Consider the following 18452-nt stretch of genomic DNA (forward strand, 5'->3'; position numbering starts at 1 on the left):
TACCGGCAGGATACGCCGGTACGATATCTTCATGACTTCAGCAGTTGACTCAACCCATCCTCCCGTCCGCCTGGCGTCGGCGCACGGCCTGGCCACGATCACCCAGGAAGGCACCGTCCTGGACGTTTGGTACCCCGGCCCCTGCCTGGGAGTGCTCAACGACCTGGAGCCGCAAACCGGTGAGCTGGCGGCCCTGGCCGTGGAGGATACGGCCCGCGGCACCCGACAGGAAGTCATCTCGCTGACCATCAACCTGGATGTCGCCCCGGCCGACACCGCTGACGTGTGGCTGCGCCTGCACCTGCTCTCGCACCGGCTGGTCACCCCGAACTCGATCAACCTGGACGGGATCTTCTCCCACCTGCCCAACATTGTCTGGACCAACTTCGGCCCCTGCCTGGCCGAGGGGTTTGAAAAGACCCGGCTGCGGCTGCGTTCACGCGGGGCGGTGACGGTGTACGGGGTGGACAAGTTCCCGCGCATGGTCGACTACGTGGTGCCCTCCGGTGTGCGCATCGCCGACGCGGACCGGGTGCGCCTGGGCGCGCACCTGGCCACCGGCACCACGGTCATGCACGAGGGGTTCGTGAACTTCAACGCCGGAACACTGGGCGTCTCCATGGTGGAGGGCCGGATTTCGGCTTCGGTCGTGGTCGGCAACGGCTCGGACGTCGGCGGCGGCGCATCCATCATGGGGACCCTCTCCGGCGGCGGCAAGGAGCGAATCTCCATTGGTGAGCGCGTCCTGCTCGGGGCCAACGCCGGGGTGGGGATCTCCATCGGGGATGACTGCGTGGTGGAGGCCGGGCTCTATGTCACCGCCGGCACCCGGGTGAGCTTGCCCGATGGCCGCACCGTGAAGGCCCTGGAGCTCTCCGGGGTTCCCGGCCTGCTCTTCCGGCGCAACTCGGTGACCGGCGCCGTCGAGGCGCTGGCGCGCACCGGCGGGAAGGTGGAGCTGAACACCGAACTGCACCAGAACTGATCAGGCTGCGCCCAGCCCCGAAGCCGGGCTGCCCCCGCACGGCACAGGCCGTGGCCGCCACCTTTCACCGGTGGGCGGCCACGGCCTGTGGCTGATCTGATTCCGTTGGGTCAGTGATCCGTTGGAAGGCTACCGGGAATCGGCATGGGTGCCTCCGCGCTCGTGGTCCAGATCGCTGTCTCCGCGGATCAGACGGTAGCAACCGTAGACAATCACCATCACGCCCCAGATAACGGGGATCCACAGCGGACTGCGTGACACCTCATGGCCTTGCGGGACCAGGAACAGGAATGCCGCAAATGCCAAGGTAAAGATCAGTCCGCTGAAGGCAAAGGCCAGACCACGCGTGTTGCGTCGCGGGTGGCTGATTGCTCCATGGAACACCATGATGTCCTCCATCCTGCCGTGTTGCCGCATCGGCCGGCCGCAAGGACGGCCGAGGGCTACTGAAGTTCAGGTCGCGAATCGTTCATATGTTCTCCCTCCCCCGGGATGCGCCACCGAAGCAAAGACCTCGCCCCGTGACCCGGCTTGGCTCTCATTATCCCCATTAAGCTCGACGACGGGAAGGGTGGGCAGGATCCTGGCCAGCTCTTCCGCTTGGTGGGCACTACATGAAGATGATGCTCACGATCGGCTCGATATAGCCGTGGAAGGCCTTGCCGTCGCGCATCAGGGAACTGCTGGCCACCACGGTGGCTTGGCCCATCAGCCAGGCGCGCGGTTCGTTCAGCGGCACCTCCACCAGCTGCATGTGCACCGCCTCCCGCGCGGCCAGGTGCTCGATGCCCCGGTCGGCCAGCAGCACCTCGATCTCATCCATCCGCTTGGGAACATACTGGGCGCTGCGCAGCACAAAGTCTTCAAGGCATTCATGGGCAAACAACGTGGTTTGCCCGTAGTGCGCGTTGGCCAGCTTCGCCAGCTCCGGGTAGCCCTGAGCATCCAGGTCAGGGATCCCGCCCACGTGATGTCCGTTTTGCAGCGAGCGCCCGTCTTTGACCAGGCTTTCCCACCACGAATACCATTCCTGGCGGATCTGTCCGTGGGAGGCCGGCGGCTGCAGGGGTCGCAACCGTCCCCGCTGCTCCAGTGCGCAGTTGGGGCCGAGCTCGTGGGGGTTGATTCCCCCCAGCTCGCGCAGGTACAGGGCCATCAGCAGCTGCGGGTTGGCGCAAACACCAATTGACCAGTTATTCCCCTGCCGGAAATACATGCGCACCACCTTGCCTATCGACGCACATCCCCCATAACCTTCCACGATACGCCGTACCCACTGCTTAAAAAAGGGCACCGGCACCCCGTGGCCCGCTGGGGGCCTGGGGGTGCCGGTGCCAGGAGACCGGCGCTACACGGGTTTAGAGGCCCGGGTAGTTGCGCTCGGTCTCGCCGATGTACAGCTGACGCGGACGGCCGATCTTGGTGTCCGGGTCCTTGATCATTTCGCGCCACTGGGCAATCCAGCCGGGCAGGCGACCGATGGCGAACAGCACGGTGAACATCTTCTCCGGGAAGCCCATCGCCTTGTAGATCAGGCCCGTGTAGAAGTCCACGTTCGGGTAGAGCTTGCGCTCGATGAAGTAGTCATCGTTCAGCGCCTTCTCTTCCAGGCTCATGGCGATGTCCAGCAGTTCGTTGCTGCCCTGCTTGGCCAGGATGTCATGGGCGGTCTTCTTGATGATCTTCGCGCGCGGGTCGTAGTTCTTGTAGACGCGGTGCCCGAAGCCCATCAGGCGCACGCCGTCTTCCTTGTTCTTGACCTTCTCCATGAACTTCTCCGGGGAGATGCCCTGGGCGTGGATTTCGCGCAGCATCTTCAGCACGGCCTCGTTCGCGCCGCCGTGGGCGGGACCGAACAGGGCGTTGATGCCGGCCGAGACCGAGGCGAAGAGGTTCGCATCGGAGGAGCCGACCAGGCGCACGGTGGAGGTGGAGCAGTTCTGCTCGTGGTCTGCGTGCAGGATCAGCAGCAGGTCCAGGGCCTTGACCATGTCCGGGTCCAGCTCGTACGGCTCGGCGGCGGTGCCGAAGCACAGGCGCATGAAGTTCTCGACCATGTTCATCGAGTTGTCCGGGTAGAGCAGTGCCTGCCCGATCGACTTCTTGTGCGCGTAGGCGGCCAGCACCGGCAGCTTGGCCAGCAGGCGCATCGTGGAGCGCTCGACCTGTTCGTCGTTGTTCGGGTCCAGCGAGTCCTGGTACCAGGTCGACAGTGCCGACACGGCCGAGGAAAGCACCGGCATCGGATGGGCGTCGCGCGGGAAGCCGCCGAAGAAACCCTTGAGCTCCTCGTGCAGCAGGGTGTGGCGGCGCAGGCGGTTGTCAAAGTCTGCCAGCTGCTCGGCGGTGGGCAGCTCCCCGTAGATCAGCAGGTAGCTGACCTCGACGAAGCTGGACTTCTCCGCCAACTGCTCAATGGGGTAACCACGGTAGCGCAGGATCCCTGCATCCCCGTCGATGTAGGTGATCGCGGACTTGGTGGCCGCGGTGTTCATGAAGCCCGGGTCGTAGGTGACCGCACCGGTGGTCTTCAGCAGCGGAGCCACGCTCAGCCCCTGGTTGCCTTCGGCGGCCGGTACCACTGGTAGTTCCAGGTTCGTCTGCCCATATGTGAGCTGCGCAGAATTGATCTCTGTCATTGCTTCTCCTAACCGGAAAGCTTGTAGTTCCGAAAGGTCAGTCGTCATCGTCGAACATACCGCCAATTGGCCTCACCGCGCTAATCAGCGGATCATTTCAGCCCTGGCCGGCAGAGGTCAACCGCTCCACGGCCTGGGCGACGCGCTCGTCGGAGGCAGTGAGCGCGATCCGTACGTGCGATTCGCCTTCAGAACCGTAAAAAGCGCCGGGACCTGCAATGATTCCCAGCTCGGCAAGCCTTTGCAGGGTGTCCCAGCTGGAACGGCGTTCGGTGCACCACAGGTACAGCCCGGCCACGGAGTCCTCGATCCGCAGCCCGAAGCCCTCCAACGCCGGGCGCAGCGCGTCGCGCCGGGCCCGATAAATGTCTTTTTGTTCACGGACATGCGCCTCATCGTTTAGCGCGATGACCATGGCGTGCTGCACGGGTGCCGGGACAATCATTCCCGCGTGCTTGCGGTTGTTGATCAGGGCCGGCATCAGGTTAGGGGCCCCGGCCACGAACGCGGCGCGGTACCCGGCCAGGTTGGATTGCTTGGACAGGGAGTACAGCGCCAGCAGGTCATCGATGTTTCCGTCGCACACCCGCGGATCAAGGATGCTGGGGACCTGGTCCTCGTATTCATCCCAGCCCAGCTCCGCATAGCATTCATCGGAGGCCACCACGGCCCCCAGCTCGCGGGCCTGGCAGACCAGTTCACGCAACTCCTGAATGTCGCGGACCTTGCCGGTGGGGTTCCCCGGCGAATTGACCCACACCAGTTTCAGGTTCGCCCGCTGCTGCTCGTCCAGGCTGGAGAGGTCATCGGTGGCCACACTGGTGGCGCCGACCAGTTGTGCGCCGATGTCGTAGGTCGGGTAGGCGATGCGCGGGCGCACCACCACGTCCCCGGGGCCCAGCCCGAGCAGCAGCGGCAGCCAGGCCACCATTTCCTTGGAACCGACCGTCGGCATGACGTCGTCGGTGCTCAGTGAGGTGACGTTGCGGCGCCGGGCGTACCAGTCCACGATGGCCTGGCGCACCTCGGTGGTGCCGTGCGTGGTGGGGTATCCCGGCGCGTTGCTGGCTTCGCGCAGTGCTTCCTGGATCAGTTCCGGGGTCGGGTCCACCGGGGTTCCGATGGACAAATCGACACTGCCCCCCGGATGCTTGGCGGCCACCTCGCGGTACGGGGCCAACTGGTTCCAGGGGTAATCGGGAAGCTGGAGCATGCGGTGATGAACCTCAGTCTTGGTTTTGCGGCGGCAGGGCGGCGACCAGCGGGTGGTCAGTGCCGGTGTTGCCAATTTTAGCCGCACCACCGGGCGAGCCCAGTTCGTCGAAGAAATCAACGTTAACGTTGTAGTAGTCGGCCCACTGCTCCGGGACATCGTCCTCGTAGTAGATGGCCTCTACCGGGCAGACCGGCTCGCACGCGCCGCAGTCCACGCACTCATCCGGGTGAATGTACAAGGAGCGTTCACCTTCGTAGATGCAGTCGACCGGGCACTCTTCGACACACGCCTTGTCTTTCACGTCCACGCACGGCTGAGCGATGATGTAAGTCACGGACCCGAGACCTTTCCTTGCACTTTTGATAGTTTCAACGTCTAGTCACCAGCGCATTACCGGCCTGTAGGCGGAACGCATATCTGGCTTTCTGGATACCAGTCTAGTCCTGTTGTGCAATGTGGGAAGCTCCCGGAGGCCCGCTGTGACGTAACCGACCGAGGCCACCGGACGCAACGGTCTCGAAATGAAATTTTTGGAAATCTTGGAGCTGCACGGTGCTTAACATTGACGATTTAAGACCCGGGGACCGGGTTGTGTTGCGGTATCGGCTTGACCAGCCCGCACCGACGGGGCACGGAGAAACGCTAACCGACGCGTTGGGTGAGATCGTGACCGTCACCGAAACCAGCGTTAGCGTGCAGACCCGGCGCGAAGTGGTCACGGTGAAGCGTTCGCGCATTACCCACGCCAAGCGGGTTCCCCCGCCGCCGCCCCGCCGTGCCCGGCGCCCCCAGCAGCAATAGCGCGGTGCCGCCGACCGGCGTGGAGGAGCGCGAAACGCGATGTGATTTGAAGATACCAATCACTGACGGAAAATCACGTATGCTGGCTGTATGCCAACCGATGAGCAAGTCCAGGCCCGGGCGCGGGCCCTGAGTTCGCCCCTGCGGCTGAGGATTCTGCGCCTGTGTCTCCATGAGTCTCGCACGAACAAGGAGATCGCCGACATCCTTGAACTGAACCCGGCAACCTCGCTGCACCATGTGCGTACACTGGTCAGCAACGGGTTCCTGGCCGCCGAGGAGCCGCGGCGCGGCAACCGCGGGGCGAAGGAAGTCCCCTACCGCAGCACCCGGCAATCCTGGGGCACCCGGATCCCGGATGCGGCGCCGATGCTAGTTGACACGTTCCTGCAGGAGATCAACGGGCTGGATCCGGAGGAGATCCAGGTCATCCGGGTGGGTCTGAAGCTCTCCGAAGCCACCCAGAAGGAAATGATTGGCCGGTTGCGCGAAGTGATCGAGGACTACGCGTTGCGCGAGCCCGAAGCCGACGGGGTGCCGACCTCCCTGTTCATGGCCCACCACCTGGACATCACCGGCAACTGATGCGCCACGGGTGCGGCCTGGCTCCCACCCAAAAACCAGCAGCGGTCCCCGCGTCCCCCGGCAGTGCCGGGGACGCGGGGACCGCTGCTTGTCTGTTGCTGTTCTCTAGGGCCGGGCGCCAATCGCGGCGCGTGCGGGCCGGCGCAGGTTGCGCCGGGCGAACAGCAGGGCCACGACCGCCGGAACCAGCATGCCGTAGACCCATAGGGTCGAGGCCAGGGCCGGGCCGGGCATGTAGTCGTACAGGCTCAGCGGGGTGATCAACCGGTCGTTGCCGTTGAAGGTCAGCACCCCGACCACCACGTAGCATCCGATGAAGCCAAGGGCACCGCCCAGCAGCTTGCCGCTGGCCACGCTGGCCCAGTAGACCAGCAGGCCCAACAGTAGCCAGGCCAGTGCCAGACCCCAGAACACCGGGACATCCCCGGCGTAGAACAGGGAGGCGTGGATGGTGCTGCCCAGGAGCCCGGCCACGAGCGCTGTCACCAGCGCCCGCCACAGGGCCCCGGGCAGCGATCCGCGGAAGGGGCCCTGGTTAGCTGCGCGCGCGGGCACGGTAGGCCTTGACGCGGTCGTTGGCCGAGAGGATCACCTTGCGGATGCGGATCGCCTCCGGGGTGACCTCCACGCATTCGTCCTCACGGGCGAATTCCAGCGACTCTTCCAGGGTCAGGGTGCGCGGCGGGGTCAGGTTCTCGAAGCTGTCCGAGGATGCGGCACGCATGTTGGTCAGCTTCTTTTCCTTGGTGATGTTCACGTCCATGTCCTCGGAGCGCGAGTTCTCACCCACGATCATGCCCTCGTACACCTCGGAGGTCGGCTGCACGAAGAAGGTGCCGCGTTCCTGCAGGTTGATCATCGAGTACGGGGTGGCCACACCGGCGCGGTCGGCGACCAGCGAACCGTTGTTGCGGTATTCGATGGCACCGTGCCACGGCTCGTAGCCCTCGGCCAGCGAGGCGGCGATGCCGGCACCGCGGGTTTCGGTCATGAAGCGGGTGCGGAAGCCGATCAGGCCGCGGGCCGGAACCATGAACTCCATGCGCACCCAGCCGGTGCCGTGGTTGGTCATGTTGGTCATCCGGCCCTTGCGGGCGGCCATCAGCTGGGTGACGGCGCCCAGGAACTCCTCGGGCACGTCAATGGTCATCAGCTCCATCGGCTCATGCACCTTGCCGTCGATGACCTGGGTGACCACCTGCGGCTTGCCCACGGTCAGTTCGAAGCCCTCACGGCGCATCTGCTCGACCAGGATCGCCAGGGCCAGTTCGCCACGGCCCTGCACCTCCCAGGCGTCCGGACGCTCGGTCGGCAGCACCTTCAGCGACACGTTGCCGATCAGTTCGCGGTCCAGGCGGTCCTTGACCTGACGGGCGGTGACCTTGGCTCCCTTGACCTTGCCGGCCAGCGGGGAGGTGTTGATCCCGATGGTCATCGAGATGGCCGGCGGGTCAACGGTGATCATCGGCAGCGGCTTCGGGTTTTCCAGGTCGGTAAGGGTTTCACCGATCATGATGTCCTCGATGCCGGCCACGGCCACGATTTCACCCGGCCCGGCTTCGGTCGCCGGGACACGGTTCAGGCCTTCGGTGGCCAGCAGCTCGGTGATCTTCACCTGCTTGTAGGTGCCGTCCTGGCGTGCCCAGGTCACCTGCTGGCCCTTGCGCAGGGTGCCGTTGAAGATGCGCAGCAGCGCCAGGCGGCCCAGGAATGGTGAGGCGTCCAGGTTGGTGACGTGCGCCTGCAGCACTTCGCCCGGGGTGTAGGACGGGGCCGGGACGTGGTCGATGATGGTCTTGAACAGCGGCTCAAGGTTGTCATTGTCCGGCAGTTCGCCGTCGCCGGGCTGGTTGGTGGAGGCGTAGCCGGCCTTGCCCGAGGCAAAGACGATCGGCACGTTCAGGATCTGGTCGATGTCCAGGTCCGGGGCCTCGTCGGCCAGGTCGGAGGCCAGGCCCAGCAGCAGGTCCATGGAGTCGGAGATGACCCCGTCAATGCGGGCATCGGGGCGGTCGGTCTTGTTGACCACGATGATCACCGGCAGGTTGGCGCTCAGCGCCTTGCGCAGCACGAAGCGGGTCTGCGGCAGCGGGCCCTCGGAGGCGTCCACCAGCAGCACCACGCCGTCGACCATGGACAGGCCGCGCTCCACCTCGCCGCCGAAGTCGGCGTGCCCGGGGGTGTCGATGATGTTCATGGTGATCTTGTGGCCGTTGGCGGCCGGGCCCTCATAGAACACGGTGGTGTTCTTGGCCAGGATGGTGATGCCCTTTTCGCGTTCCAGCTCACCGGAGTCCATCACGCGGTCTTCGGTTTCGCCGTGGCTGTCGAACGCACCGGTCTGCTGCAGCATCGCGTTGACCATGGTGGTCTTGCCGTGGTCAACGTGCGCCACAATGGCAACGTTGCGAAGATCTTCGCGAAGTGTGGTGTTTTCTGACATGCGTGAAGGCTCACTTCCGTCCGAGGAATTTCGGGTCATAGGGATCGGGGCCACTTTTGACCCAGCTATTTATTTTACGCGCTGCCGAGAAGTCCTCCGGTTTTCTGTGGCGTATTGAACACAAAAAAACTTCGGGAACCACGTTTCAGGCGGTCGGGACCCAGAACCTGAGCACCGTGGTGTCCCCGTTGTAGACGACGGCGGGTTGCGCCGCATCGGGCACTCCCCCACATCGTTCGATGGTAGCCCGGGACGCGGCGTTTGTCTCATTACAGGTAATCAGCGCCTGCTTTATCCCACGCTGGGCCAGCTCGGCGAGCGCGAAACGGCAGAGCCTGGTGGCCACCCCCTGGCCCCGGAAATCCGGTCGCACCCCGTAGCCGATGTGTCCGGCGAATTCGCGCAGGTAGTCGTTTAATTCATAGCGCACTCCGACACGCCCGACCAGCCGTCCGTCGATGAAACCACCGAAGGTGCCCGAGGCGACCCACCCGTCGGGAAGCCCCACCCCCTGGCGGTTGGCCTCCAACCTGTCCACAAAGTCCGCCCAGCTCTCCTTCGCCCCTCGGCCAACCAAAAAGTCGAAGTCATCGGCCTGAAGTTCGGCCTGGGCGGCCAGCGCCTGCTGCTCATCGGCCAGCTCGAATGGTCTGACCTGCCAGGACATTGTGTTCTCCATTCAGCCATTATTCGCGCCCGGGCCTTGAATCGTCGAATTTCTGCAGCCACACTGGTCACAATGGCGGCGCACCTGCCGGCACGGAGGGCGCCGGGAAGGAGCGGGAGCTTGACGATTCCCGATATCGGGCAGCGGCCGCGGGTTCCTGCCGCCACCCAGGTGCTGGTGCTCAGTGCCGCCTCGGCCCTGGGCTGCTACCTGCTGGCCCTCTCGCTGCCGGCCCCGCACACCTGGTTGCTGATTCCCTTTGCCACCGGCACCGGTCTGCTGATCGCTTTGGCCGGTGGCCTGGAACAGGCCTGGATGCGTATCCTGAGTGCCGTGCTGTTGGCGGCCTGTGTGCTCGCCGCGGTGCTGATCGGCTCCGCGGCCCTGTTTTCCTGGAGCTTCGCTCCGCTGGTGTTTGTGCACCTGCCCGCCGCGGTCGCCGCCTGGATGCGCCGGCGCAAGGCGATGACTCCCCGGGCAGGGGCCGGCAGACGGTGAAACACTGCCGGCTCGCTGGCACTAGTAGACCAGGGTCCGGCCCCGAACCTGTTCGAACCACTGCACCGTTCCGCCCTGAAGGCTGAAGACCTGCGCATCCGGGCGCTCTTCGCTCAGGATGCGTGCGGCACGCTGGGAACGCACCCCGGACTTGCACACCAGCACCAGCTGGTCCGCCGTGGCCAGCCCATCCAGCGCCGCCCAGCCCTGCTCCGTTAGCCGTTCCAGGGGGATGTGCACGCTGCCGGGGATGCTTCCCATTTCGCGCTCCCAGGCTTCACGCACGTCCACCACCAGCACCTGGTTTCGTCCCTGCCCGTCCTGCAGTTGCCCGGCATCAATCTGCCGTACCGTGGCCGGCAGGGCGCACCCGTGCTCGTAGTCCTGCAACTCGGTGACAGGCTGCCGATGCGGGTCCGCGGCAAAACGCAGGATGTCGGTGGTGGCTTGCAGGGCGTCGTAGCGCCAGAAGCGACCGATCAGGGGTTCCCCGATCCCGCAGATCAGTTTCAGCGCCTCGGCGGCCATGGTGGAGCCCACCACCCCGCACAGCGCCCCGAACACCCCGCCTTCGGCGCAGCTGGGCACCGAGTCGGCGTCGGGGATTTCCGGAAACAAATCGCGCAGCATCGGGCCGCGGCCCGGGGCAAAGACTGACACCTGGCCGCTGAAGCGGAAAATGGTTCCCCAGATCAGTGGGGTGCCGCTCAGCTCCGCGGCGTCATTGGACAGGTAACGGGTGGCGAAGTTGTCGGTCCCGTCCAACACCAGGTCGTGGGCGGCGAACAGTTCCACCGCATTGTGCCGGGTGAGCTTGTCCACGACGGCGGTGAGGTTAGCCTGCGGATCCAGGCGCAGCGCGGCCTGGCGCGCCGACTCCGCCTTCGCCCGGCCCAGGTCCTGGTGCCGGTGGATCACCTGGCGCTGCAGGTTGGAGGCTTCCACCACGTCATCATCGATGACGCTTAGCTGCCCCACCCCGGCGGCGACCAGGTAGTTGATGATGGGGGCGCCCAGTCCCCCGGCCCCCACCACCAGCACCCTGGCGTTGCGGATCCGGCGCTGGCCCTCGGGCCCGACCCCGGGCAGCGTCAGGTGCCGGGAGTAGCGGGCCAGCTGGTCCGGCGTCAGTTCGGGGCCCGGGGCCACCAGCGGTTCCAACGGGCTCATGAGAACTGTCCCGCCAGGCTTTGCATGGTGCCCTCGACCGGGGAGGAGGCCAGGGCCAAGTCCCGTTTGGGGATGCGCCCGGCCAGCCGGGCGGCCCGTCCGGCGCTGACTGCGTCCCGCATGGCCGTGGCCATCAGCGGGGCGTTGTGCGCCCGGGTTACCGCGCTGGCCAGCAGCACCGCCTCACAGCCCAGTTCCATGGCCAGGGCCGCGTCCGAGGCGGTGCCCACCCCGGCATCCAGGATCACCGGGACGCTGGCCCGGTTCACGATGGTGGCGATGTTGTGCGGGTTCAGGATGCCCAGCCCGGAACCGATCGGGGCGCCGGCCGGCATGATCGCCGCGACTCCCACATCATCCAGTCGCTGGGCCAGGGCCGGGTCGTCATTGGTGTAGGCAAAGACCTGGAACCCGTCGGCCACCAGCTGTTCGGCGGCGGTAAACAGTTCGATCGGATCCGGCAGCAGGGTGTGCTCGTCGGCGATCACCTCCAGCTTGATCCAGTCCGTTTCCAGGGCCTCGCGCGCCAGCCTGGCGGTGAGCACCGCATCGCGGGCGGTGTAGCAGCCGGCGGTGTTCGGCAACGCCAGCACGCCCAGGCGCTGGAGCATGGCGAACACCGAATCCCCACCGGCTGCGGCATAGTGCCTGATGGCCACGGTGGTGACCTCGGTGCCCGAGGCGACCAGGGCCTCTTCCAGGGTGCTTAGGGAGGTCGCTCCCCCGGTGCCCATCACCAGGCGGGAGCGCAGTTGTGCCCCGGCAATGCTGAAGACATCTTCGGGCGTGTGGGGTGCTTCGTTGCTCTGGGTCATCTTCCTCATCCTCCCTGTGCGGCGGTGACCAGGTCGATGCGTGCCCCGGGCGCCACCGTGTGGCTGGCCCAGGCGCTGCGCGGAATTACGTCCCCGTCGATGGCGAGGGCGATTCCCAGCCGGGAGCCGTCCACGGCCAGGCCTTGTTCGTTGATGTGCTTTTTGGTGTGCCCGGCGACGATGTCACGCACGGTGGCCCCGTCGGGCAGGTTCAGTCTCTGGCCGTTGAGCTGCACCTCGATCTCGGTGATTTCAGGCATTGCGTATCGTGCCTCTCTTTCTGGTTGCTTTGGCTTTGGCTGGTGGCGCTCACCGGGGTGGCGGGCGGCGCCGGATGTCTGGGGTTGCCCGGGTTCGGGGCCGGATGCGCGGCGGACAGGACCGCCTGATCGGGCGACCGGGATCAGTGGCTGGTGCTGCTGGCCGCGACCGGAAAGCGGTGCAGCCCCAACAGCCCACGGTGCGTCCCCGGGTCGGCGCCCAGCAGCAGGTCACTGGCGATCCGGGCGCCCAGGGGTGCCAGCAGGACGCCGTGGCGGAAGAACCCGTTGCTCACCACCGTGTGGGCGTCCACCCGGTCGATGATGGGCCGGTCATCGGGGGTGCCGGGCCGGGGCCGGGCGATCACCTCGCGCAGGGAGGCGTCCATGATCCCGGGCACCAGGCGCCGGGCATCATCCAGCAGGGTGTACAGCGCCTCCACGCTGACCAGGTCGTTGCCGTCCTCGCGGCTGCTGGCGCCAAGCACGATGCTGCCGTCGCTGCGCGGCACCAGGTACACGTTGCGCCGGTGCACCACCCCGCGCACCGTGTGGGTGAGCAGCGGGTGTAGGTGGGCCGGCAAGTGCAGGCGCAGGATGTCGCCGTGCACCGCCCGCAACGGCAGCCGCGGGGTGCCGGGCACCTGTCCCAGGCCCGTGGCCAGCAGCACCTGGTCCGCCTCCAGCACCCGCCCGGTCTGGGTGTGCACCCGCGCCGTGGCGCCGCAGTGCTCCACTTCGCTGACCTGCTCCCGGATCAGGTCCTGCCCAAAATGCTCGATGAGGATGCCGGTCAGCGAGCGCGGATCGACCTGGTGGTCCTCGGGGAATACCAGGGCTCCGGCGATGTTCCCGGCCAGGGCCGGTTCCCTGCGCCGCGCCTGGGAGCCCAGCAGCATTTGGGTGGGCAACCCCAGCCGGTGGCGGACCTCCTCCAGCTCCTCCAGCGCCTGGCGGTCGGCGGCCTCGGCGGCGACGACCATGGTCGGGTTTTGCCGGTACGCCACCGTCGCTCCGGTGGCCTGCTGCACGCGCGCCACCAGTTCCGGGTAGAGCTGCGCCGAGTCGGCCATCATCTGGTGCAGCCGGTCCTGTCCCCAAACGATTTCCGCGGCCGGGGCGAGCATGCCGGCCGCCGCATGGCTGGCGCCCCCGGCGGGGTCAGGGTCGCAGAGCGTGACGCGCACCCCGCGGCTGCGCAGTTCAAAAGCGGTACATAGTCCGGCGATCCCGGCACCAACGATCACGACATGCATCAGGGCACTTTCCTTCCTACGGCGGCATGACCCGCATCAGGTGTGGCGGTCGGCACGAAGCCCTCTCAGCCTGGATCAACAGATCGCGCAGGCTCCCGCGGAGTTAGAAGGATTATAGGCATGGTGCAGCTCACAAACACCAATTGCATGACGGCCGGTCCCGCCGGCGGGCCGCCGCACACACAACCCGTGGTTCACTGGGAGGCATGAACGCATCCGGCACCACCCACAACGCGCAGTCCTACCCCCGGCTCCTGGAGCGCAGCGACCCGTTGGCCCAAGAGCTGCTGGCCCTGGAAGAGCAGTTGCTCTCACCAGCGGTCCGGGGGGATGCGCAGCGGCTGGCTGTGCTGCTGCACGAGATGTTTGAGGAGGTGGGGGTCTCGGGCCGGCACTACACGAAGGACGAGATCATCGCGCTGTTGGCCACCCAAACGCGCACCGATAATCCCCCGGCCGCCCTGCACGCCCCGAGCCTGTTGGCCTTGTCCGAGCATCAGGTGCTGCTGCGCTGGCAGAGCACCGGGGTGCGTACCGCCCACCGCAGTTCCCTGTGGCAGTTGGAGCGGGGCCGCTGGCAGCTGCTGTACCACCAGGGCACCGCCAGTGCCGTTGGCGCGCAGCAGCACTCGACCCCGGCGCCACGCCCGGCCCCAGCCCCGGCAGGACTGGAAGCGACGAGGGCGCGTCTGCGCCCGCTGCGCCCCACCGACGCCCCGGCGGTGTTGGCCGCGTTCACCTCGGATGCGCAGATGAAGCGCCAGGGATCGGTAAGAACCCTGGATGAAGCCCACGCCTACATCGACCGGCTGCTGGCGTCCCCGCAGGAGCAGCGCCCCTACGCCATCGACGTGGACGGGACACTGGTGGGCCTGGTGTGCGCGAGCCTGGACCGGGCCAACACGCTGGGTTGGTTCTGTTACTGGGTGGCCGCCGGATACCGCGGCCGGCAGCTGGCCAGCCGGGCCGCGGCCACCGTGGCTGATCACCTGCTCAGCAGTGGCGGCGTGCACCGGCTGGAACTGGGGGCGCGGGCGAACAATCCCGCGTCCCTGCGGGTGGCCCGGGCCGCTGGCTTCATCCAGGAGGGTGTGGAACGCGAAAAGTTCGTCATGGACGGCACCCGGGTGGATGTGCTGACCTTTGGACGGCTGCGCAGCGACCCGTTCCCGGCCATCGCCGCCCTGGAGCTGGAACCGGCTCCGGGCGAGGCATAGCTGCGCTGTATCCGCGGTTGGCCCCAAGCCGGGGTGCGCGGCCCGGAAAGACGGGGGCGCCACCGGCATCAGCCGGCGGCGCCCCCCTCGCGTTCCTAGTTTTCGACCCGCGTGCTGGTCACCGGCGTGCCCAATTCCACGGTGCGTGAGACCGTGCAGTACTTGTCGTGTGAAAGCTTGATGATCCGGTCAACCATTCCAGCGGCCTTGCGCCCCTCCTCGGTGTCCGGGAACTTCAGGTCGAAGGACATGGAAATGTCCTTCATGCGGCTGGCCCCATCCTCGGTCACCTTGTATCCGGCGGCCTCCACCTTGAAGGTCTCCGGTTCACTGCGCCGGGTGGTGGCCACATCAACGTCAATTGACGAGCAGCCGGCAATGGCGGCCAGCAGCAATTCGACCGGGCTGAGCAGCCCCTCGCCCTGCCCGAATTCGATGCTGGCTCCGGTTTCGGTGCTGGTGGCGCGGTATTGGCGGCTGGTGGTGCGTTCGACGGTTACCGCACGTAATTCTCGTTTCTCTTCACTCATGACTCCATCCTGCCACTGTCCCCGCTGGGGTCGGAACCGGAAACGGCAAGCCGCAGCACCGTACCGTGGGGTACACCGTCCGTGGTTTCCGCCGGTGCGAACCCCACCGCGCGCAGGAACGCCGCGACGGCATGCTCCGGCTGACCCACCTCGACCTGCAGCTCAAAGCTGAGCGCTTGTGCGTGGCCGATAATTGCCCGGCCCACGCCACGGCGGCGGTGCTCGTGGTGCACCCAGAGCAGGCAAAGCCGCGCCCCCTCCAGGGCCAGGGATCCAACAACCTGCCCCTCGCGCTCGGCCACCACCACGCGGGCGTTGCCCAGGTAGACGGCCTCCAGCGCCTGGGCCAGCCGATCCATGTCGGCGGCAGAGACCAACTCGCGTCCGGTTGCAGCCGAAGCCCGCCAAATCTCCAACAGCCCCGGCACCTCGTCCACCGTTGCGATCTCGCGTGTACTGATCATCGCTGCCCCTCCTGTTGCTGCCACCGCTTAACTTCTCCCAGCCAGTGCCGTACCGCGCACACCACCGCGGCCGGTTGTTCCACATGGACGTTGTGTCCGGCCCGCTCAATGACGTGGTGGCTCATCATTGGGTAGCGGCGCTGCAAGAGCCGGGCGTCCTGACTGCCCACAATATGGTCTTGCGCGCCGCTGATCACAACGACCGGGACCCTGAGCTGGGTCATGCGCCGCACGGGGACCGGGTCAAGGTCATAGCGCTTGGCCAGGCGCGCCATGGCCCGCAGGTTCGCGGATTCCGTTCCGGGCAGGATCTGGGCGGCGAAGCGCCGCCATGTTGCCTCGTTCTGCAGAACTGTCATGGTCCGAAAGTTTTCACGTGCCGGCAGAGGCAGGCGGGCCAGCAGCTGGGGATCTTCTTCCAGCACGGTGCGTGGCGGCAGGGTGCGCTCTTCGGTGCGCGGAAAGACCACCGGGGCCAGCAGCCCGAGCCCGAGGATGCGCTCCGGCATCCGGTCAGCCAGTTCCTGACAGAGCAGCCCGCCCATTGACTGCCCGAACGCCACGAACCGGCGCCGCCCCAAATGACGGTGTACCCAGTCCTCCAGCCAGTCGGCCAGCTCGGGCAGACCTCCCGGGGAGTGCAGGGGCGGGGTCGCGCCGTATCCGGGCAAATCCAGGTAGTGCCGGCGGAAAGCCGGTTCGGCGGCAAAGGCTTGATCCAGCATCAGCAGGTTTCGGTGATCCAGCCCGTTGCCGTGCACGATGACCAGCTCAGGTTCCTGCCCCGCCCCCTGCCCGAAGGTCGCCCCTGGCGGCCTACCCGGCATGGAGTCCAGCGGGCTCAGCTGCCTGGTTGTCTTCTTGGACTTTTCGGGCCACCGCCCACGCCAGCAGGCTTTGGCCGAGTACGTAGGTTGAGATGATCCAAAACCCGGAGACCGGGATTTGAAGATCGGTGAAGGAACGAAACGCGATCATCGCGTCGGAGGCGAGGAAGCTCGCCGCACCGGCACCAGCCAGCGGGCCCAGCCCGGTAGCAAGCACGGCCATGGTGCTCAGGGAGATTCCGTAAAGCAGCACCGGGAGCAGGAACTGGCCGGCCTGTGGTGCGCATCGCACGACCAAACCGGCCAGCGCCAGGACGTAGGGCGCCAAACCCCATGGCCGGCACAGCAGCGAGGTCGCCCGGTAGGGCCAGAAGGCGGCGATGTAGGTGCCCTGTGCGGCCAGGAAGGACAGGACCAGTGCGAGAAATCCGGGTTCTGCCCTCACAAAGCGTGGGATGGTGTCCCCCAACCAGGAAAAGACCAGTGCCGCGCTCACCAGCGGCACCAATCGGTGCTGGTGACCGCCGGTGGCGGCATGAAAGGCGGCAGCCAGGGCAGGCATCAGCAGTATTTGGGTCGCATCGGCCAGCAACCCGTCGGGTTCAAAGATCTGCACCCCCAGGTGCAGTGCGCTGCATAGACCAAGCGCACCAACACCAACCCAGACTCCCGGTGCGAGCCGTGAAGCTGCGGAACCCGAAGCTGACCGGCCGCGAACACCGTCGCAAAGCCGGTGCTTCCCGGAAATTTCCCCGCACCCAAAGCTGCGCGATCCCACCCAGCGCGGCACGGATTCCTGGTACTCACGGTAGGCCTGGGGGTGAATTTTCTCCAGGGCCCGTTCCTCGGCCGGGATCTGTTTTCGGTCCAGCCACACCCACAGCCCGGCAGCCGGCAGCAGCCCCCAGGGGTTTTGGCGCCATAGTGCATGAGCGGTGACCACACCGGTTAGTCCCAGATACATCGGGTTTCTGGTGAACGCGTTGACCCCGTCGGTGACCAAGACGCTGGATTCCTCCGGCTGGGCGGGATCCAGGGTGGTTCCGGACTGTCGAAACCTTGCCACCGCGACACCGGCTACGGCTGCTGCGCAGGCGGCCAGCCCAGTCGCCGCGATCTTCATGGTGCGGCTGGGCTGGGACGAGCGCGGCAGCAACCGCTGCGCAGCCACTGCCAGACCGGCGGCCACGGGAGGTATCAGACGGGGCACGTGAGGTAGGTCCATGTCCCTCATCCTACTTCGGTGACGAGGCACCCCAATAGATCCCCGGGTAAATAACTAGTGACTAGTCAGCACGCAAAATTCGTTGCCGGACGGATCCTGGTAGACCCGCCAGGGCAGTTCTCCCCAGTCTGGGTGCAGTTCCCTGCCGCCCTTCTGACCAATCACGCCCGCCAGGACTGCAGGATCCTCTCCAGGATCCAACCGGATATCCAGGTGCCAGCGGTTCTTCTGCTCCCCCTTGGGCTGTGATTCGGCTGCGAACTCCAGCGTCGGGCTGCGGCCGGATGGGTGCCGCAGTTGGTCGTGCGCTGAATTCGCCGGCCGTTTCCATCCGGTCAGATACGCCCAGAACTCAGCATCGCGCCCCGGCTGGGCCGAGGCCAGCACCACCGTTGCCAAGCCGCCGCGGCTGTTGTCTCTTGCCTCCGATGGTTCAATCGAAAAAGGGTTTCCCTCCGGATCTAGAAACCACCGGGTGGCGTGCTGCCCGATTGCATGACCCGGTGCCTGGGCTGGGGTGCTTGGCTTCCCACCCCAGTGAAGAATCCACTGTTCGGCCTGGGCGCCAGACCCGGGCCACACAGCGCAGACATGCATTCGTGGCCGCGCGAGCGGTGCCTCGGCAACCGGCTGGAAGCACAGGTCCAGGTAGGCGTCGTCGGCGAATCTCGTACGGGTCTCGAAGCCCGATGGCGAGTCCGTCAGCTGTTCTGCCTGCAGCAGCTCTTGCCAAAATCTGCCCAGCCGCTGGGGATCGTGTGCGTCGATCACGATATTTTCCAAGAACATGAGCTCACCCTACTCCCCCGCTCTTCAGCAAGACAGGGCCACCTTGGGCGCTCAGCCGGCTGCTG

Annotated in this window: 22 protein-coding genes and 1 riboswitch; of the genes, 5 read left to right on the forward strand and 17 right to left on the reverse strand. The window is 66.3% G+C overall.

The genetic code is table 11. From position 1 onward, the window contains the following. Positions 1-31 precede the first annotated feature (31 nt). Positions 32-985: a 2,3,4,5-tetrahydropyridine-2,6-dicarboxylate N-succinyltransferase gene (gene dapD / locus GcLGCM259_RS10030; protein ID WP_138926523.1), complete on the forward strand. Its 954-nt coding sequence runs from the start codon at positions 32-34 to the stop codon at positions 983-985. 129 nt (positions 986-1114) lie between these two features. Here dapD and GcLGCM259_RS10035 read toward each other — a convergent pair whose 3' ends face one another. The 5 genes from GcLGCM259_RS10035 to fdxA form a co-directional block, all read right to left on the reverse strand. Beyond that, the gene (locus GcLGCM259_RS10035) at positions 1115-1384 is read right to left on the reverse strand and encodes a hypothetical protein (RefSeq protein WP_138177403.1); all 270 of its coding nucleotides are present in this window, start codon (positions 1382-1384) and stop codon (positions 1115-1117) included. A gap of 211 nt (positions 1385-1595) precedes the next feature. Next, complete coding sequence (locus GcLGCM259_RS10040; RefSeq protein ID WP_138926524.1) at positions 1596-2201, reverse strand: hypothetical protein; 606 nt, start codon at positions 2199-2201, stop codon at positions 1596-1598. Positions 2202-2343: 142 nt separating this feature from the next. Then, positions 2344-3624: a citrate synthase gene (locus tag GcLGCM259_RS10045; protein ID WP_138177399.1), complete on the reverse strand. Its 1281-nt coding sequence runs from the start codon at positions 3622-3624 to the stop codon at positions 2344-2346. A 97-nt stretch (positions 3625-3721) separates the two neighbouring features. Further along, positions 3722-4837 (reverse strand): succinyldiaminopimelate transaminase, encoded by a 1116-nt coding sequence (gene dapC / locus GcLGCM259_RS10050; RefSeq protein WP_138926525.1) that lies wholly within the window; start codon positions 4835-4837, stop codon positions 3722-3724. A gap of 13 nt (positions 4838-4850) precedes the next feature. Next, positions 4851-5174 carry a ferredoxin gene (gene fdxA / locus GcLGCM259_RS10055; RefSeq protein ID WP_054821193.1) on the reverse strand — a complete coding sequence of 108 codons (324 nt, stop codon included), beginning with the start codon at positions 5172-5174 and terminating at the stop codon, positions 4851-4853. A gap of 257 nt (positions 5175-5431) precedes the next feature. Between fdxA and GcLGCM259_RS15845 the strand changes: the two genes are divergently transcribed. Next, on the forward strand, positions 5432-5641 hold the full coding sequence (locus GcLGCM259_RS15845) for a putative acetyltransferase (RefSeq protein ID WP_425459776.1): 210 nt from the start codon (positions 5432-5434) through the stop codon (positions 5639-5641). Positions 5642-5731: 90 nt separating this feature from the next. Beyond that, on the forward strand, positions 5732-6226 hold the full coding sequence (locus tag GcLGCM259_RS10065; protein ID WP_054821192.1) for a helix-turn-helix domain-containing protein: 495 nt from the start codon (positions 5732-5734) through the stop codon (positions 6224-6226). 105 nt (positions 6227-6331) lie between these two features. Here GcLGCM259_RS10065 and GcLGCM259_RS10070 read toward each other — a convergent pair whose 3' ends face one another. The 3 genes from GcLGCM259_RS10070 to GcLGCM259_RS10080 form a co-directional block, all read right to left on the reverse strand. Continuing rightward, positions 6332-6781 (reverse strand): hypothetical protein, encoded by a 450-nt coding sequence (locus GcLGCM259_RS10070; RefSeq protein ID WP_138926527.1) that lies wholly within the window; start codon positions 6779-6781, stop codon positions 6332-6334. Next, complete coding sequence (gene typA, locus GcLGCM259_RS10075; RefSeq protein ID WP_138177391.1) at positions 6762-8669, reverse strand: translational GTPase TypA; 1908 nt, start codon at positions 8667-8669, stop codon at positions 6762-6764. Before typA ends, GcLGCM259_RS10070 begins: the two co-directional genes overlap by 20 nt. Before the next feature lie 145 nt (positions 8670-8814). After that, positions 8815-9348: a GNAT family N-acetyltransferase gene (locus GcLGCM259_RS10080; protein WP_138926528.1), complete on the reverse strand. Its 534-nt coding sequence runs from the start codon at positions 9346-9348 to the stop codon at positions 8815-8817. A 108-nt stretch (positions 9349-9456) separates the two neighbouring features. Here GcLGCM259_RS10080 and GcLGCM259_RS10085 point away from each other — a divergent pair, with 108 nt between their 5' ends. Further along, positions 9457-9834 (forward strand): hypothetical protein, encoded by a 378-nt coding sequence (locus tag GcLGCM259_RS10085; protein WP_138926529.1) that lies wholly within the window; start codon positions 9457-9459, stop codon positions 9832-9834. Between the two features lie 21 nt (positions 9835-9855). On the opposite strand, the gene GcLGCM259_RS10090 is transcribed toward GcLGCM259_RS10085, so the two are convergent. The 4 genes from GcLGCM259_RS10090 to thiO all read right to left on the reverse strand — a co-directional run bounded on the left by GcLGCM259_RS10090 (position 9856) and on the right by thiO (position 13335). Then, positions 9856-11004, reverse strand: a complete 1149-nt coding sequence (locus tag GcLGCM259_RS10090; RefSeq protein ID WP_138926530.1) for a ThiF family adenylyltransferase — start codon at positions 11002-11004, stop codon at positions 9856-9858. Then, positions 11001-11819 carry a thiazole synthase gene (locus tag GcLGCM259_RS10095; RefSeq protein ID WP_138177383.1) on the reverse strand — a complete coding sequence of 273 codons (819 nt, stop codon included), beginning with the start codon at positions 11817-11819 and terminating at the stop codon, positions 11001-11003. The genes GcLGCM259_RS10090 and GcLGCM259_RS10095 overlap by 4 nt, the downstream gene beginning before the upstream one ends. 5 nt (positions 11820-11824) lie before the next feature. After that, entirely contained in the window at positions 11825-12079 is a 255-nt protein-coding gene (gene thiS, locus GcLGCM259_RS10100) for a sulfur carrier protein ThiS (RefSeq protein ID WP_138926531.1), read from the reverse strand. A gap of 143 nt (positions 12080-12222) precedes the next feature. After that, positions 12223-13335 carry a glycine oxidase ThiO gene (thiO, locus tag GcLGCM259_RS10105; protein WP_138926532.1) on the reverse strand — a complete coding sequence of 371 codons (1113 nt, stop codon included), beginning with the start codon at positions 13333-13335 and terminating at the stop codon, positions 12223-12225. Further along, positions 13332-13444, reverse strand: a riboswitch (TPP riboswitch). It overlaps the preceding gene by 4 nt. Before the next feature lie 97 nt (positions 13445-13541). Between thiO and GcLGCM259_RS10110 the strand changes: the two genes are divergently transcribed. Then, positions 13542-14552 carry a GNAT family N-acetyltransferase gene (locus GcLGCM259_RS10110; RefSeq protein ID WP_138926533.1) on the forward strand — a complete coding sequence of 337 codons (1011 nt, stop codon included), beginning with the start codon at positions 13542-13544 and terminating at the stop codon, positions 14550-14552. 95 nt (positions 14553-14647) lie between these two features. Here the strand turns inward: GcLGCM259_RS10110 and GcLGCM259_RS10115 are convergent, their stop codons facing one another. The 5 genes from GcLGCM259_RS10115 to GcLGCM259_RS10140 are packed head-to-tail and all read right to left on the reverse strand — an operon-like array spanning position 14648 to position 18387. Further along, on the reverse strand, positions 14648-15082 hold the full coding sequence (locus tag GcLGCM259_RS10115) for an OsmC family protein (RefSeq protein WP_138926534.1): 435 nt from the start codon (positions 15080-15082) through the stop codon (positions 14648-14650). Beyond that, positions 15079-15546 (reverse strand): GNAT family N-acetyltransferase, encoded by a 468-nt coding sequence (locus tag GcLGCM259_RS10120; RefSeq protein ID WP_138926535.1) that lies wholly within the window; start codon positions 15544-15546, stop codon positions 15079-15081. The genes GcLGCM259_RS10115 and GcLGCM259_RS10120 overlap by 4 nt, the downstream gene beginning before the upstream one ends. Continuing rightward, positions 15543-16373, reverse strand: coding sequence for an alpha/beta fold hydrolase (locus tag GcLGCM259_RS10125; protein WP_138926536.1), 831 nt, complete (start codon positions 16371-16373; stop codon positions 15543-15545). The genes GcLGCM259_RS10120 and GcLGCM259_RS10125 overlap by 4 nt, the downstream gene beginning before the upstream one ends. Beyond that, complete coding sequence (locus tag GcLGCM259_RS15380; RefSeq protein WP_217496525.1) at positions 16363-17598, reverse strand: lysoplasmalogenase family protein; 1236 nt, start codon at positions 17596-17598, stop codon at positions 16363-16365. The genes GcLGCM259_RS10125 and GcLGCM259_RS15380 overlap by 11 nt, the downstream gene beginning before the upstream one ends. A 54-nt stretch (positions 17599-17652) precedes the next feature. Next, on the reverse strand, positions 17653-18387 hold the full coding sequence (locus tag GcLGCM259_RS10140; RefSeq protein ID WP_138926537.1) for a VOC family protein: 735 nt from the start codon (positions 18385-18387) through the stop codon (positions 17653-17655). Between the last annotated feature and the right edge of the window lie 65 nt (positions 18388-18452).

Source organism: Glutamicibacter creatinolyticus, from assembly GCF_006094275.1.
In the GTDB taxonomy this organism is placed as follows: domain Bacteria; phylum Actinomycetota; class Actinomycetes; order Actinomycetales; family Micrococcaceae; genus Glutamicibacter; species Glutamicibacter creatinolyticus.

What these genes read in the sequence shown, in the direction of transcription:
- thiO (WP_138926532.1), bottom strand. Translation starts at nt 13,335, where the DNA reads ATGCATGTCGTGATCGTTGGTGCCGGGATCGCCGGACTATGTACCGCT.
- thiS (WP_138926531.1), bottom strand. Translation starts at nt 12,079, where the DNA reads ATGCCTGAAATCACCGAGATCGAGGTGCAGCTCAACGGCCAGAGACTG.
- GcLGCM259_RS10140 (WP_138926537.1), bottom strand. Translation starts at nt 18,387, where the DNA reads ATGTTCTTGGAAAATATCGTGATCGACGCACACGATCCCCAGCGGCTG.
- dapD (WP_138926523.1), top strand. Translation starts at nt 32, where the DNA reads ATGACTTCAGCAGTTGACTCAACCCATCCTCCCGTCCGCCTGGCGTCG.
- GcLGCM259_RS15380 (WP_217496525.1), bottom strand. Translation starts at nt 17,598, where the DNA reads ATGGACCTACCTCACGTGCCCCGTCTGATACCTCCCGTGGCCGCCGGT.
- typA (WP_138177391.1), bottom strand. Translation starts at nt 8,669, where the DNA reads ATGTCAGAAAACACCACACTTCGCGAAGATCTTCGCAACGTTGCCATT.
- GcLGCM259_RS10045 (WP_138177399.1), bottom strand. Translation starts at nt 3,624, where the DNA reads ATGACAGAGATCAATTCTGCGCAGCTCACATATGGGCAGACGAACCTG.
- GcLGCM259_RS10095 (WP_138177383.1), bottom strand. Translation starts at nt 11,819, where the DNA reads ATGACCCAGAGCAACGAAGCACCCCACACGCCCGAAGATGTCTTCAGC.
- GcLGCM259_RS10035 (WP_138177403.1), bottom strand. Translation starts at nt 1,384, where the DNA reads ATGGAGGACATCATGGTGTTCCATGGAGCAATCAGCCACCCGCGACGC.
- GcLGCM259_RS10125 (WP_138926536.1), bottom strand. Translation starts at nt 16,373, where the DNA reads ATGCCGGGTAGGCCGCCAGGGGCGACCTTCGGGCAGGGGGCGGGGCAG.
- dapC (WP_138926525.1), bottom strand. Translation starts at nt 4,837, where the DNA reads ATGCTCCAGCTTCCCGATTACCCCTGGAACCAGTTGGCCCCGTACCGC.
- GcLGCM259_RS10080 (WP_138926528.1), bottom strand. Translation starts at nt 9,348, where the DNA reads ATGGAGAACACAATGTCCTGGCAGGTCAGACCATTCGAGCTGGCCGAT.
- GcLGCM259_RS10120 (WP_138926535.1), bottom strand. Translation starts at nt 15,546, where the DNA reads ATGATCAGTACACGCGAGATCGCAACGGTGGACGAGGTGCCGGGGCTG.
- GcLGCM259_RS10115 (WP_138926534.1), bottom strand. Translation starts at nt 15,082, where the DNA reads ATGAGTGAAGAGAAACGAGAATTACGTGCGGTAACCGTCGAACGCACC.
- GcLGCM259_RS10065 (WP_054821192.1), top strand. Translation starts at nt 5,732, where the DNA reads ATGCCAACCGATGAGCAAGTCCAGGCCCGGGCGCGGGCCCTGAGTTCG.
- GcLGCM259_RS10040 (WP_138926524.1), bottom strand. Translation starts at nt 2,201, where the DNA reads ATGTATTTCCGGCAGGGGAATAACTGGTCAATTGGTGTTTGCGCCAAC.
- GcLGCM259_RS10090 (WP_138926530.1), bottom strand. Translation starts at nt 11,004, where the DNA reads ATGAGCCCGTTGGAACCGCTGGTGGCCCCGGGCCCCGAACTGACGCCG.
- GcLGCM259_RS10110 (WP_138926533.1), top strand. Translation starts at nt 13,542, where the DNA reads ATGAACGCATCCGGCACCACCCACAACGCGCAGTCCTACCCCCGGCTC.